The organism is Streptomyces millisiae (assembly GCF_031845425.1).
GTDB lineage: Bacteria > Actinomycetota > Actinomycetes > Streptomycetales > Streptomycetaceae > Streptomyces > Streptomyces millisiae.
Map to the genome: position 1 here is coordinate 1 of NZ_JAVREM010000105.1, position 13,251 is coordinate 13,251.

Sequence of the window (13,251 nt, forward strand, 5' to 3'; positions counted from 1 at the left end):
CTTTCACGCGCTCCGCGCGAGGGGGCGGCGCAGCCGCCCCCTCGCGCGGAGCGCGTGAAAGGGCGGGTGGGTGGGCGTAACCCCCGGCGCGGAGCGCTCGGGTACCGCGCGGCGCAGCCGCCGCAGGCCCGGCCCGCAGGGCCGTCCCCGCGCGCAGCGCGCGAAAAGGGCGGGTGGGTGGGGGAAAAGCCCGGCGCGCAGCGCCGGCCGCGGAGGCCGCCGCCCTCAAGACCGTGGTGACCTTCCGGCCCGCCAGGGCCGGTACGCTCGCGTCTATGCCCCGCTCTGTCGCCATCGTCACGGATTCCACCGCCTATCTGCCACCCGCGGCGGTCGTCCGCCACTACATCACCGTCGTGCCCCTGACCGTCGTGCTCGCCGACGAGGCGCTGGAGGACGGCACCGAGACCTCGACGCGGCGGCTCACCGAGGCGCTCCAGCAGCGGCGGCCCGTGACGACCTCCCGGCCGAGCCCGGAGACCTTCGCCGCCGCCTACCGCGCCGCGGCCGACGCCGGCGCCGAGGGCGTCGTCTCGCTGCACCTGTCCGCCGAGATCTCCGGCACCCACGACGCGGCGCTGCTCGCCGCCCGCGAGTCGCCGATCCCGGTGCGAGTGGTGGACAGCGGGGTGGTCGCCATGGCGCTCGGCTTCTGCGTGCTGACCGCCGCCGAGGCGGCGGCCACCGGCGCGTCCCTCGACGAGGCCGTGGCGTGCGCGCGCAAGCGCGCCGAGGCGATCCGCGCCTACTTCTACGTGGACACCCTGGAACACCTGCGTCGCGGCGGCCGGATCGGCACCGCGCAGGCGCTGCTCGGCTCCGCGCTCGCCGTCAAGCCGCTGCTCGAACTGGCCGACGGCCGCATCGAGTTGACGGAGAAGGTGCGCACCGCCTCGCGCGCCATAGCGCGGCTCGAGGAGTTGGCGGTCGAGCACGCGGGCAGCGGGCCCGTGGACGTGGCCGTTCACCACCTGGCGGCGGGTGACCGGGCGGCGGCGCTGGCCGAGCGGCTGCGGCAGCGGCTGCCCGGGCTGGTGGAGATGCATGTCAGCGAGGTGGGCGCGGTGTTGGGCGCGCACACCGGACCCGGACTGCTCGGCGCGGTGGTCGCCCCTCGCTAACCCACACGAGTGACCGAGTTATCCACAACATCCCGGTCGTCCACAGGAATCCGCCGCCTTCCCCCGTGCCCCAGAAATCGGCTCTACCGTCCGGCACATGGAGACGAGAAACAGACGGACGGCGCGGACCGGAGGCCCGGCGGCGGGACGAGGCCCTGGCGACGGTGGCCGCAGTGGCCCGGGGCGCAAGCGGGCCCAGCGGCAGGCCGCGCTGCGGGCGCGGGCCGAGGCGCTGTTCTCGCCCGAACTGACCTGGGCGACAGGGCCGTTGACGGTGCCGGCGCAGGGCTGGCGGGTGGTGCCGCGAGCCCGCGCCGACGACGTGCCACCCGACGGCCCGCCACCCGACGACCCGCCGCCCCGCGACGTGGCGCCCGGCGAGCGGCTCGCGGCCTGGCGGCGGGCGCGGCTCGCCGTCGGGGAGCGGTGGCCGCTGTGGCTGCGGGGCCGCTGCGGGCTCGAACCGCGGGCGTTGGCCGCGCTCGGCGTGCTGCTGCTGGTCGCGGCGGGCTTCGCCGTCCACCACTTCTGGACCGGCCGCCCGCAGTCCGTCACCGTCGCCACCGCCGAGCCCCCGGCCGCTCCCGACGAGTCGTCGGCGGCGGTCGCGGTGCCCTCGCCGAGCGCCGCGCCCCTGGTGGTCGACGTCGCCGGGGACGTGGCCGAGCCGGGGATCTACTCGCTGCCCGCCGGCTCCCGGGTGGCCGACGCCATCGAGGCGGCCGGCGGCAGCGCGCCGGGCGCCGACACCGAGGGGCTCAACCGGGCCAGGCCGCTGGTGGACGGCGAGCAGATCCTGGTCGGCGCCCCACAGGCGGCGCCCGCCGCCGGCCCGTCCCCGGCCGCCGGCGGCAAGGTCAGCATCAACTCCGCCACCCCCGAGCAGCTCCAGGAGCTGCCGGGCATCGGGCCGGTGCTCGCCGAGCGCCTCATCGCCTACCGGGAGAGCAACGGCGGGTTCACCACCATCGAGCAGTTGGGCGAGGTCTCCGGCATCGGGGACCGGCGGCTGGCCGATCTGAGGGACCGTGTCACGCTCTGAGGCCGCCGCCCGCCGGCACCCGGTGCACGCCGCCACCGGCGGGCGGCTCGGCGCCTCCCACCCCCACGCGCGGCGGGCGGCCCCGACCGACCTGCGGCTGATCGGCCCGGCCTGCGCCGCCTGGGCGGCCGCCGCGCTCGCCCTCGGCGCCGGCGGCCGCGCCACCGCCCTCGGCGTGGCCGGCTGCTGCCTGCTGGCCTGCGCCCTGCTGTGGCGCGGGCGGCGCGCCCGGCGCCGGCGCGGGTCGCTGACCGCCGCCGTCGCCCTGGCGTTGCTCTGCGCGGCGGCCGGCGGCAGCGTGGCCGGGCTGCACGTGGCCACCCTCCGTGCCGCCCCCTGGCCGGCGCTCGCCGGCCGGTCCGTCACCGTCGAGGCCGAGCTCACGGAGGACCCGCGCCGGGCCGCCGCCCGGCCGGGCGCGGCGGCCGACGAGCAGCGGCCCGTGCTGTTCGCCGCCGAGGCCACCCGGGTCCATGTCGAGGGCGGCGCGGAACACGCCGTCCGCGCCCCGGTCCTGGTCGTGGTCCGAGCCGAGCGGGCCGCCGACTGGCTGGAGTTGCTGCCCTCCACCCGGCTGCGCCTGACCGCGCTGGCCGACCGCCCGATGCCCGGGCGCGCCGCCGAGTTCGCCGCGGTGCTGCGGGTCTCCGAGGCGGGTGAGCCCGCCGTCGTCGGCGGGCCGAGCGCGGCGCAGCGTGCCGCCGCCGGGCTCAGGGACGGTCTGCGGGAGGCCGCCGCCGGGCTGCCGGGCGACGCCGCCGCCCTGCTCCCGGCCCTGGTCATCGGCGACGACGCGGCCCTGGCGCCCGATCTCGAGGAGGCGGTGGCCGCCACCGGCCTCACCCACCTGATCGTGGTCTCCGGCAGTCAGGTGGCGATCGTCCTCGGCGTGCTGGTCGGCCGGCTCGGCACCGCCTCCCTGGCCGAGCGCGGTGGCCTGGCCGCCCGGCTCGGCATTCCGCTGCGCCTCACCGCCGTCCTGGGCGGCGGCCTCGTCCTCGGCTTCGTGCTCGTCTGCCGCCCCGACCCGAGCGTGCTGCGCGCCGCCGCCTGCGCCGGCATCGCGCTGCTCGCCCTGGCCACCGGGCGCACCCGTTCGCTGCTGCCCGCGCTCGCCGGCGCCGTGCTGCTGCTGATCCTCCACGAGCCCACCCTGTCGAGGTCGTTCGGCTTCCTGCTGTCCGTCCTCGCCACCGGCGCCCTGCTCACCGTCGCGCCGCGCTGGAGCGCGGCGCTGCGCGCCCGCCGGACACCGGCCGCGCTCGCCGAGGGCCTCGCCGCCTCGGCCGCCGCCCACGTCGTGTGCGCCCCGGTGATCACGGTCTTCGCCGCGAGCACCAGCCTGGTCGCCATCCCGTGCAACCTGCTGGCCGGCGTCGCCGTCGCCCCGGTCACCGTGCTCGGCTGGGCCGCGCTCGCCGTCGCCCCGCTCTCCGCTGCTGCGGCCGGCGCACTGGCCTGGCTGGCGAGTTGGCCGGCCCGGTGGATCGCCTGGGTGGCCAGGACCGGCGCCCGGCTGCCCGGCGCCGAGCTGGGCTGGCCGGCCGGCTGGTGGGGCGCCGCCCTGCTGGCCGCGGTCACGCTGGCCGCGCTCGTGCTGGCCCGCCGGCTGCCGCGCGGCCCCTGGCCCGCCGCGCTCTGCGCCCTGCTGCTGCTCGTCGCCGTGGTCCGCCCGGCGCCGCTGCCCCGCGTCCTCACCGGCTGGCCGCCGCCCGGCTGGCGCCTGGTCGCCTGCGACGTGGGCCAGGGCGACGCCCTGGTGCTGGCGGCCGGCGGGGACAGCGCGCTGGTCGTCGACGCCGGCCCGGAACCGGCCGCCGTCGACCGCTGCCTGCGGGACCTCGGGGTCACCCATGTCCCGCTGCTGGTGCTCAGCCATTTCCATGCCGATCATGTGGCGGGGCTGCCGGGGGTGTTGGCGGGGCGGCGGGTCGACGCCGTGTGGACGACGACCGTGCGGGAGGAGCGGGAGCAGGCCGAGTTCGTCGACAGGACCGCGACCGAGGCGGGCGTCCCGGTCAGCCCCGTGGTGCCGGGACAGGCCGGCACGGCGGGGCCCGACCTGGCCTGGCGGGTGCTGTGGCCCCCGGGGGACCCGGCCGGCCTGGCGGCCAACGACGCCAGTGTCACCCTGCTGGCGCGGGTCGGGGAGCTGACCGTCTTCCTGCCCGGTGACCTCGAACCCCCGGCGCAGCAGGCGTTGTTGGCGGCGCACCCGGAGCTGACGGCGGTCGACGTGCTCAAGGTCGCCCATCACGGCTCGGCCTACCAGCACCAGCCGCTTCTCGACCGGTTGAGTCCGGACCTCGCGCTGGTCTCCGCCGGCGCGGACAACTCCTACGGCCACCCCGCCCCCCGCACCCTCACCGCCCTGGCGGCGGCCGGCGTCACCGTGCTGCGGACCGACCTGCACGGCGCGGTGGCCGTCGCCGACACCCCCGAAGGACCGCGCGCCACCGCCCGCCGAGGTCTGTCATGACGGCCGAGATCTCAGCCGCCGCTGATCCGGATGGCGCCGGCCGGGCAGCGCGCCGCGGCCTCCGCCGCGGCCGCGCGCTGCCCGTCGTCCGGTGCCGGGGTGCGGACGCGTACCGTGCCGTCCCGCTCGCTCTGGTCGAAGAGTTCGGGGGCGAGCAGGGCGCACATGCCGGTGCTGACGCAGCGGCTCTGGTCCGCCTCGACGCGGATGCGGGTCATGTCCGTGGTCCTCCTTTCGGGTGCTACCAGGTGACGGGCAGCCGGTGCGCGCCGTAGATCGGCATCCGGTGCCGGAGCGGCACCTCCTCCGGCGCCACCGCGAGACGCAGCCGCGGGAAGCGGCGCAGCAGGGCGGGGAGGGCGACGCGCAGCTCGGCGCGGGCCAGTTGCTGCCCGAGGCAGGCGTGCGCGCCGTGACCGAAGGCGACGTGACCGTTGGGGGAGCGGGTGATGTCCAGGTCGTCGGGGTCGGCGAAGACCGCCGGGTCGCGGTTGGCGGCGGGGATGGACAGGGTGACGGGCTCACCGGCCCGGATCAGCCGGCCGCCGAGCTCGACGTCCACCAGCGCGGTGCGCGCCGCCACCTCGAACTGGGTGATGCTCAGATACCGCAGCAGTTCCTCGATCGCGCCGTCGACGAGGGTGGGGTCCGCGCGGAGCAGGGCGAGTTGGTCCGGGTGCCGCAGCAGCGCGAAGGTGCCGAGGCTCAGCATGCCGGAGGTGGTCTCGTGCCCGGCGACCAGCAGGAGCATCGCGATGCCCACCGCCTCCTCGTCGGTCAGCCCGCCCGCGGCGATCACCCCGCCGAGCAGGTCGTCGGTCGGCGTGGTCCGCTTGGCGGCCACGATGTCGGCGAGGAACGCGGTCAGCGCCTCTTCGGCCGCCCGCGATTCCTCGGGGCTGCTCGCGGTGCTGACCATGGCCGTGGTCCAGCGCTGGAAGTCCTCGTGGAAGTCGTAGGGCACGCCGAGGAGTTCGCAGATCACCAGCGAGGGCACCGGCAGCGCGAAGGCGCGTACCAGGTCGGCGGGCGGGCCGGCCGCCTCGATCGCGTCCAGGCGGTCTCCGACGATCCGCTCGATCCGCGCGGCGAGCGCCCGGGTGCGGCGCACGGTGAACTGGCCGGTGAGCAGCTTCCGGTAGCGGGCGTGCTCGGGCTCGTCCATGCCGATGAACATGCCCGGCGGGGCCGGCTCGTGCGGGTCGACGCGGACCGGGGAGCGCAGCAGCTCGGTCCGCGAGCTGAACCGCGGGTCCGCCAGCACCTGGCGCACCAGCGCGTGCCCGGTCACCAACCAGCCGGTCGAGCCGTCCGGGTGGGCCAGCCTGCTGACCGGGTGGCTCTCCCGTAACCGTCCCAACTCCGGGGGCGGGTCAAGCGGGTCGACACGGGTGGTGGGAAACGGTGCGGGGGGCGGTAAGGCGTCGGTCATCGCGCGCTCCTTCGAGTCCGGGACACACCCTATTCCGTACAGCATAAAGTCGACGCCGAATCCGGATCCAGTCCTGCCGCGATTCTCGGGCAAAGTCCCTGTTGAGCAGGAGCTATTGCGGAACGACGGCCGGATCGTGCCTCGCCTCGTGATACCTTTTCGTCACACCAGGAGACCGTGACGAAAAGGGGTCGCCATGCCGATCTGTGTCCAGTGCGGGCGCGAGTTCGCCCGGCAGTCGCGAGGCCGCGCGCCCCGCTACTGCTCCCGTTCCTGCCAGGCCCGCGCCTACCGGGCCCGGCAGGCGGCCCGGGCAGAGCCGGAGACCGAGCCCGTGCCGCCCCGGACCGGCGGCGGCCTGACCGTGGACGCCATCGTGCGGGCCGCCGTCCGGATCGCCGACGCCGAGGGTCTCGACGCGCTGTCCATGCGCCGCGTGGCCGAGGCCTGTGGGGTCGGCGCGATGGCGCTGTACCACCACGTCGACGGCAAGGACACGCTGATCGAGCTGATGGTCGAGGCCGTCTACGCCGCCAGTGGCACCCCGGAGCGGCGACCAGGCGACTGGCGCGCCGAGTTGGAACGCGTCGCCCGCGCCGAGTGGGCCCTGTACACCCGGCACCCCTGGGCCCTCCAGGTCCTGGCCTCCGTGCAGCCGCCGCTGGTGCCGAGCGTGCTGGCCGGGGTCGAGCGCGCCATGGCCGCCCTGGACGGCCACGGCCTCGACCCGCTCACGGTGCACTGGATCGCCCAGAGCGTGCTGGGACAGGTGCAGGGGCTCGGCCTGCTCCGGGTCAGCGAGATCGAGTCGGCGCGCGGCGAGGGCCCGACGCTCGCCCACTGGCGCGCCAGCGTCGCCCCCGCCGCGCTCCGGCCACAGGACGGCCGACGCTTTCCCCGCCTGGCGGCCCTCGAACAGATCCCCGACGACGCCGCCGACCTCGACCGGCTCTTCGAGTTCGCCCTCCAACGCCTGCTCGACGGCATCGCCCCGCTGCTCACCCCCTGACCCCCACCGGGAGCGGCCGCCGCGTCACACCAACCAGGTGCCGTCCCGCGTCGGGCGTCGGTCCTAGGTCCGCTCCAGCCAGCCGTCGTGCGCCTCGGCGAGTGCCGCGAGCGCCGGTAGGTCCCAGTGGGGGGCGGCGTCCTCGAGGACCACCAGCCACTGGGCGTCCTCGGCGTCGTCCTCGCCCGCCAGGGCCTCGCGGACCGGGCGGGGTTCCTCGGGGAGGTCCAGGCGTTCGGCCAGCTCGGCGGCCACCTCCTCGGCGGCGTCCCGGTCCGGCAGCACCAGCACATGTCGCATCGGGCCATTGTGCCCGGCCCGCGGATCGCTGTCGGACCCGCGTGGGATGCTGGGGCGCATGGCAGCCAGATCCACCAAGGCCGACGATCCGCTCGCCCCGGTCACCCTCGCGGTGGGCCAGGAGGAGCTGCTGCTGGACCGCGCCGTCCAGCAGGTGGTGGCCGCCGCGCGCGCCTCCGACCCGGACACCGACGTGCGGGACCTGGCGCCCGGCGAGCTCCAGCCCGGCACCCTGGCCGAGCTCACCAGCCCCTCGCTGTTCGCCGAGCGCAAGGTCGTCGTGGTCCGCCAGGCCCAGGACCTGGGCGCCGACACCGTCAAGGACGTCAGGGCCTACCTGGCCGCCCCCGCCGAGGAGATCACCCTCGTCCTGCTGCACGCCGGCGGCGCCAAGGGTAAGGGCCTGCTGGACGCGGCCCGCAAAGCCGGGGCGCGGGAGGTCGCCTGCCCCAAGATGACCAAGCCGGCCGACCGGCTGGCGTTCGTGCGCGGCGAGTTCCGCGCCGCCGGCCGCAGCGCCACCCCCGGCGCCTGCCAGGCCCTGGTGGACGCCATCGGCAGCGACCTGCGCGAGCTGGCCTCCGCCTGCGCCCAGTTGGCCGCCGACGTCGAGGGCGCCATCGACGAGGAGGTCGTCGGCCGCTACTACACGGGCCGCGCCGAGGCGTCCAGCTTCACCGTCGCCGACCGCGCCGTCGAGGGCCGCACCGCCGAGGCCCTGGAGGCGCTGCGCTGGGCGCTGGCCACCGGGGTGGCGCCGGTGCTGGTCACCAGCGCCCTGGCGCAGGGCGTCCGGTCGATCGGCAAGCTGGCGTCCGCGCCGAGCGGGATGCGCCCCGGTGACCTGGCGCGCGAGCTCGGCATGCCGCCGTGGAAGATCGACCGGGTCCGGCAGCAGATGCGCGGCTGGTCGGCCGAGGGCGTGGCCGTGGCGCTGCGGGCCGTCGCCGACGCCGACGCGGCGGTCAAGGGCGGCGGCTACGACCCCGGGTACGCGCTGGAGAAGGCCGTGGTCGCCATCGCCGGCGCCGCCCGCTCCCGGTAGCGGCAAGCGTCAGGGCCCCGATCCGCCCCGGGGAAGGGGCGGGCTCGGGGCCCTGGCGATCGTTCGAAGAGGCACCGCACCCGCGTGGCGAACGTCTGGGATCAGCGCGGTGCCTGGTGCGCGCCAGCCGGCCGGAGCGGAGAGAGGGGCCGCTCGACGTGACCGGTGGCGGTGAGCCGGTGGGTCAGCCCTGGAGCGCGTTGACCTGGGAGGCCAGCGCGGACTTCTTGTTGGCCGCGTTGTTGCGGTGCAGCACACCCTTGCTGACGGCCTTGTCGAGCTTGCGCGCGGCGACCCGGCGGGCGGCCTCGGCCTGCTCGTAGTCACCCGCGGCCACGGCCTCGCGCGCCTTGCGGATGGCGGTCTTCACCTCGGACTTGACGGCCTGGTTGCGCAGCCGCGCCTTCTCGTTGGTCTTGATCCGCTTGATCTGGGACTTGATGTTCGCCACGAATGTGAGCCTTTGCAGGTTCGACGTTGATTTCGATGCGGTGCCGGTCGAGCCCGGAGGGATCCCGCACACCAGCGGCCCAGGGTACCAGCGGCCCCCGGCGGGCTCCCAATCCGTACCAGCCGCCCACGCATGGGACCATGGGGGCGACCCTACGAACCGCCGCCATGACCCGACAGGACCCCGCGTGCCCGCGATCTCTTCGAACGCGCCGGAGCCCAGCCGCACCGACCCGGCTCTCATCCGCAACTTCTGCATCATCGCGCATATCGACCACGGCAAGTCGACGCTCGCCGACCGGATGCTCCAGCTGACCGGGGTGGTCGAGCAGCGGCAGATGCGCGCCCAGTACCTGGACCGCATGGACATCGAGCGCGAGCGCGGCATCACGATCAAGTCCCAGGCGGTCCGCATGCCCTGGGAGCACGACGGCACGGCCCACGTGCTCAACATGATCGACACCCCGGGCCACGTCGACTTCACCTACGAGGTCTCCCGCTCCCTCGCCGCCTGCGAGGGCTGCGTCCTGCTGGTCGACGCCGCCCAGGGCATCGAGGCGCAGACCCTGGCCAACCTCTACCTGGCCATGGAGAACGACCTCACCATCATCCCGGTGCTCAACAAGATCGACCTGCCGGCCGCCCAGCCCGAGAAGTTCGCCGCCGAGCTCGCCCACCTCATCGGCTGCGACCCGGGCGACGTGCTGCGGGTCTCCGCCAAGACCGGCGAGGGCGTCGAGACGCTCCTCGACGAGGTGGTCCGCCAGGTCCCCGCGCCCGTCGGCGTCGCCGACGCCCCGGCCCGCGCGATGATCTTCGACTCGGTCTACGACGCCTACCGCGGCGTCGTCACCTACGTGAAGGTCGTCGACGGCCGGCTCGGCAAGCGCGAGCGCATCCAGATGATGTCCACCGGCGCCACCCACGAGCTGCTGGAGATCGGCGTCAACTCGCCCGAGATGACCCCGGCCGACGGCCTCGCGGTCGGCGAGGTCGGCTACCTCATCACCGGAGTGAAGGACGTCCGCCAGTCCAAGGTCGGCGACACCGTCACCCAGCAGCGCAACGGCGCCACCGAGCCGCTCGGCGGCTACAAGGACCCCAAGCCCATGGTGTTCTCCGGGCTCTACCCGATCGACGGCTCCGAGTACCCGGCGCTGCGCGACGCCCTGGAGAAGCTCCAGCTCAACGACGCCGCGCTGGTCTACGAGCCCGAGACCTCGGCCGCCCTCGGCTTCGGTTTCCGCGTCGGCTTCCTCGGCCTGCTCCACCTGGAGGTGATCAGGGAGCGCCTGGAGCGCGAGTTCGGCCTCGACCTGATCGCCACCGCGCCCAACGTCGTCTACCAGGTGACCATGGAGGACCGCTCCGAGCACACCGTCACCAACCCCAGCGAGTTCCCCACCGGCAAGATCGACGAGGTCCGCGAGCCGGTGGTGCGCGCCACGCTCATCGCCCCCAGCGAGTTCATCGGCGCCATCATGGAGCTCTGCCAGACCAGGCGCGGCTCCATGCAGGGCATGGACTACCTCTCCGAGGACCGCGTCGAGCTGCGCTACACGCTGCCGCTCGCCGAGATCGTCTTCGACTTCTTCGACGCCCTGAAGTCCAAGACCCGCGGCTACGCCTCCCTCGACTACGAGCCCGTCGGCGAGGAGGCCGCCGCCCTCGTCAAGGTCGACATCCTGCTGCACGGCGACAAGGTCGACGCGTTCTCCGCGATCGTCCACAAGGACAAGGCGTACGCGTACGGCGTGAAGATGGCGGCCAAGCTGCGCGAGCTCATTCCGCGCCAGCAGTTCGAGGTGCCGATCCAGGCCGCCATCGGCTCCCGCGTCATCGCCCGCGAGACGGTCCGTGCCATCCGCAAGGACGTGCTCTCCAAGTGCTACGGCGGTGACATCTCGCGGAAGCGGAAGCTGCTGGAGAAGCAGAAGGAAGGCAAGAAGCGGATGAAGATGGTGGGCCGCGTCGAGGTGCCGCAGGAGGCGTTCATCGCCGCGCTTTCCTCCGATTCGGAGGGCGGCGAGGGAAAGAACAAGAAATAGTCCCCTTACGCCCGGGCGTGCGGGCCCTTAGTCTGATCGCCACCCGTTAGTTACTGGTGGGTCACCCCGTTGCAGCGTGGCACCCGGAGGAAGTCTGTGACCGAGAAAGAGCTCCCGATCGACAAGCGCCCGCCGTCCGTGGCCCACATCTTCCAGGAGCGCGTCGAGGCCACGCCGGACCGGGAGGCGCTGCGTTACCCGGTGCCCACCGCCGGCGGCCCCGACGACTGGCACTCCTACACGTGGGCCGAGACCGGCCGCCGGGTGCACGCGATCGCCGCCGGGCTCATGGCGCTCGGGGTGCGGCCCGAGGAGCGGGTCGCCATAGCCTCCGGTACCCGGGTGGACTGGATCCTCGCGGACTTCGGCATCATGTGCGCCGGCGCCGCGACCACCACCGTCTACCCGCAGACCAACGCCGACGAGACGGCCTACATCCTCGCCGACTCGGGCAGCCGGGTCCTGATCGCCGAGGACGCGGCGCAGCTCGCCAAGGTCAGGGAGCGCAGGTCCCTGCTCCCGGACCTCGCCCACGTGGTGGTCGTCGAGTCCGCCGACGCGGTGCCGGCCGAGGGCGACCCGGACGGCTGGGTGCTCTCCCTCGCCGAGCTCGCCGAGCGCGGCGCGGCCCACCTGGAGAAGCACCCCAACTGCGTCAAGGACACCATCGCCGGTCAACGCCGCGACCACCTGGCCACGCTGATCTACACCTCCGGCACCACCGGCCGCCCCAAGGGCGTGCGGCTCGCCCAGGACACCTGGTCCTACATGGGCTACACCATCGAGGCGATCGACATGCTGCACGCCGACGACGTGCAGTACCTGTGGCTGCCGCTGTCCCACGTCTTCGGGAAGGTGCTGCTCGCCGCGCACGTCAGGATCGGCCACGTGATGGTCGTCGACGGCCGGGTCGACAAGATCGTCGAGAACCTGCCGGTGGTGCGGCCCACCATCGTGTGCGGCGTGCCCCGGATCTACGAGCGGGTCTACAACGGCGCGGCGATGCGGGCCAGGGCCGGCGGCGCGGCCCGCTTCCGGATCTTCCAGTGGGCCGCCGCCGTCGCCAAGGAGTACGGCCGCGTCTCCCAGGAGAACCAGCGGCGCACCGGCCGGGCCACCGTCCCCGCGGGCCTGCGGGCCAAGCACGCGGTGGCCGACCGGCTGGTCTACGGCAAGCTGCGGGAGCTCTTCGGCGGCCGCGTCCGGGCCCTGGTCTCCGGCTCGGCGGCGCTCCCGCCCGACATCGGCTACTTCTTCGAGGGCGCGGGACTCCCCATCCTCGAGGGCTACGGCCTCACCGAGTCGGCCGCCGCCAGCTTCCTCAACCCGGGCCTCGCCAACCGCACCGGCACGGTCGGCAAGGCCTTCCCCGGCCTGGAGGTCCGGATCGGCGAGGACAAGGAGATCCTGCTGCGCGGCCCCGGCATCATGCAGGGCTACCACGGCCTGCCCGAGCAGACGGCCGAGGTCCTCGACGCGGACGGCTGGTTCCACACCGGCGACATCGGCGAACTGTCGGACGACGGCTACCTGCGGATCACCGACCGCAAGAAGGACCTCTTCAAGACGTCGGTCGGCAAGTACGTGGCGCCCACCGAGATAGAGGGCCGGTTCAAGGCGGTCTGCCCCTACGTCTCCACGATGCTGGTGGTGGGCCCCGGCCGGAAGTTCTGCTCGGCGCTGATCGCGCTCGACGAGGCGGCGATCATGGGCTGGGCCAAGGAGAACGGCATCCCCGGCGGCTACGCGCAGGTCGTGGCCGACGAGCGGACGATCGCCCTCGTCGACGGCTACGTGCAGGAGCTGAACTCCGGCCTCCAGGGCTGGCAGACGGTCAAGAAGTTCCGCCTGCTGCCGAGGGAACTGGACGTCGAACACGGCGACCTCACGCCGAGCCTGAAGCTGAAGCGGTCGGTGGTGGAGGGCGAGTTCGCGGCGCTGATCGACTCCATGTACGACTAGCCCCTGGCGGGGCGAACGCCCCGAAGGGGCGGCTTCGCTGGCGCTTGGCGTCGGCCGTCGGCCCGCCGGCCCGGGCCACCGGCGCGCTCCGCGCGCCTGGTGCCCGGGCCTTGCGGCCGTGCCGGCCTTGTGGCCGTGCCGGCCTTGTGGCCGTGCCGGCCTTGTGGCCGTGCCGGCCTTGTGGCCGTGCCGGCCTTGCGGCCGTGCCGGCCTTGCGGCCGTGCCGGCCTTGCGGCCGTGCCGCGCCCACCCACCCGCCCTTGGCGGGTGGCCTCGCGCGGCCGGGGGCCGGGTGGCCCGGCGGCGCAGCCGCCGCGGGCCCTCGGCCCTGGCGGGCCGTGCACCGCGCGCAGCGCGTAAAAG

Annotated in this window: 11 protein-coding genes; 7 read left to right on the forward strand and 4 right to left on the reverse strand. The window is 74.7% G+C overall.

Translation table 11 applies throughout. The features are described 5' to 3' along the window. Nucleotides 1–275 precede the first annotated feature (275 nt). The 3 genes from RNC47_RS34290 to RNC47_RS34300 all read left to right on the forward strand — a co-directional run bounded on the left by RNC47_RS34290 (nt 276) and on the right by RNC47_RS34300 (nt 4,642). On the forward strand, nt 276–1,121 hold the full coding sequence (locus RNC47_RS34290; RefSeq protein WP_311604568.1) for a DegV family protein: 846 nt from the start codon (nt 276–278) through the stop codon (nt 1,119–1,121). Nucleotides 1,122–1,218: 97 nt separating this feature from the next. Next, nucleotides 1,219–2,163 carry a ComEA family DNA-binding protein gene (locus RNC47_RS34295; RefSeq protein WP_311604570.1) on the forward strand — a complete coding sequence of 315 codons (945 nt, stop codon included), beginning with the start codon at nt 1,219–1,221 and terminating at the stop codon, nt 2,161–2,163. Continuing rightward, nucleotides 2,150–4,642, forward strand: coding sequence for a ComEC/Rec2 family competence protein (locus RNC47_RS34300; protein WP_311604571.1), 2,493 nt, complete (start codon nt 2,150–2,152; stop codon nt 4,640–4,642). Before RNC47_RS34295 ends, RNC47_RS34300 begins: the two co-directional genes overlap by 14 nt. A gap of 11 nt (nt 4,643–4,653) precedes the next feature. On the opposite strand, the gene RNC47_RS34305 is transcribed toward RNC47_RS34300, so the two are convergent. Further along, entirely contained in the window at nt 4,654–4,860 is a 207-nt protein-coding gene (locus RNC47_RS34305) for a ferredoxin (protein ID WP_311604573.1), read from the reverse strand. Between the two features lie 23 nt (nt 4,861–4,883). Continuing rightward, the gene (locus RNC47_RS34310) at nt 4,884–6,074 is read right to left on the reverse strand and encodes a cytochrome P450 (protein ID WP_311604574.1); all 1,191 of its coding nucleotides are present in this window, start codon (nt 6,072–6,074) and stop codon (nt 4,884–4,886) included. A 196-nt stretch (nt 6,075–6,270) separates the two neighbouring features. Between RNC47_RS34310 and RNC47_RS34315 the strand changes: the two genes are divergently transcribed. Beyond that, nucleotides 6,271–7,083: a TetR/AcrR family transcriptional regulator gene (locus RNC47_RS34315; protein ID WP_311604576.1), complete on the forward strand. Its 813-nt coding sequence runs from the start codon at nt 6,271–6,273 to the stop codon at nt 7,081–7,083. 63 nt (nt 7,084–7,146) lie between these two features. Here the strand turns inward: RNC47_RS34315 and RNC47_RS34320 are convergent, their stop codons facing one another. Then, entirely contained in the window at nt 7,147–7,383 is a 237-nt protein-coding gene (locus tag RNC47_RS34320) for a hypothetical protein (protein ID WP_311604578.1), read from the reverse strand. Nucleotides 7,384–7,441: 58 nt separating this feature from the next. On the opposite strand from RNC47_RS34320, the gene holA reads away from it, so the two are divergent. Next, on the forward strand, nt 7,442–8,428 hold the full coding sequence (holA, locus tag RNC47_RS34325; protein WP_311604579.1) for a DNA polymerase III subunit delta: 987 nt from the start codon (nt 7,442–7,444) through the stop codon (nt 8,426–8,428). Between the two features lie 184 nt (nt 8,429–8,612). On the opposite strand, the gene rpsT is transcribed toward holA, so the two are convergent. Continuing rightward, complete coding sequence (rpsT, locus tag RNC47_RS34330) at nt 8,613–8,879, reverse strand: 30S ribosomal protein S20 (RefSeq protein ID WP_132932388.1); 267 nt, start codon at nt 8,877–8,879, stop codon at nt 8,613–8,615. A gap of 187 nt (nt 8,880–9,066) precedes the next feature. Between rpsT and lepA the strand changes: the two genes are divergently transcribed. Both lepA and RNC47_RS34340 read left to right on the forward strand, forming a co-directional pair. After that, nucleotides 9,067–10,926: a translation elongation factor 4 gene (lepA, locus tag RNC47_RS34335; protein WP_311604581.1), complete on the forward strand. Its 1,860-nt coding sequence runs from the start codon at nt 9,067–9,069 to the stop codon at nt 10,924–10,926. 96 nt (nt 10,927–11,022) lie between these two features. Further along, a complete protein-coding gene (locus tag RNC47_RS34340) occupies nt 11,023–12,888 on the forward strand; it encodes an AMP-dependent synthetase/ligase (RefSeq protein WP_311604583.1) in 1,866 nt (621 codons plus the stop codon). Nucleotides 12,889–13,251 lie beyond the last annotated feature (363 nt).

What these genes read in the sequence shown, in the direction of transcription:
- RNC47_RS34290 (WP_311604568.1), top strand. Translation starts at nt 276, where the DNA reads ATGCCCCGCTCTGTCGCCATCGTCACGGATTCCACCGCCTATCTGCCA.
- RNC47_RS34295 (WP_311604570.1), top strand. Translation starts at nt 1,219, where the DNA reads ATGGAGACGAGAAACAGACGGACGGCGCGGACCGGAGGCCCGGCGGCG.
- RNC47_RS34305 (WP_311604573.1), bottom strand. Translation starts at nt 4,860, where the DNA reads ATGACCCGCATCCGCGTCGAGGCGGACCAGAGCCGCTGCGTCAGCACC.
- RNC47_RS34310 (WP_311604574.1), bottom strand. Translation starts at nt 6,074, where the DNA reads ATGACCGACGCCTTACCGCCCCCCGCACCGTTTCCCACCACCCGTGTC.
- RNC47_RS34315 (WP_311604576.1), top strand. Translation starts at nt 6,271, where the DNA reads ATGCCGATCTGTGTCCAGTGCGGGCGCGAGTTCGCCCGGCAGTCGCGA.
- RNC47_RS34320 (WP_311604578.1), bottom strand. Translation starts at nt 7,383, where the DNA reads ATGCGACATGTGCTGGTGCTGCCGGACCGGGACGCCGCCGAGGAGGTG.
- holA (WP_311604579.1), top strand. Translation starts at nt 7,442, where the DNA reads ATGGCAGCCAGATCCACCAAGGCCGACGATCCGCTCGCCCCGGTCACC.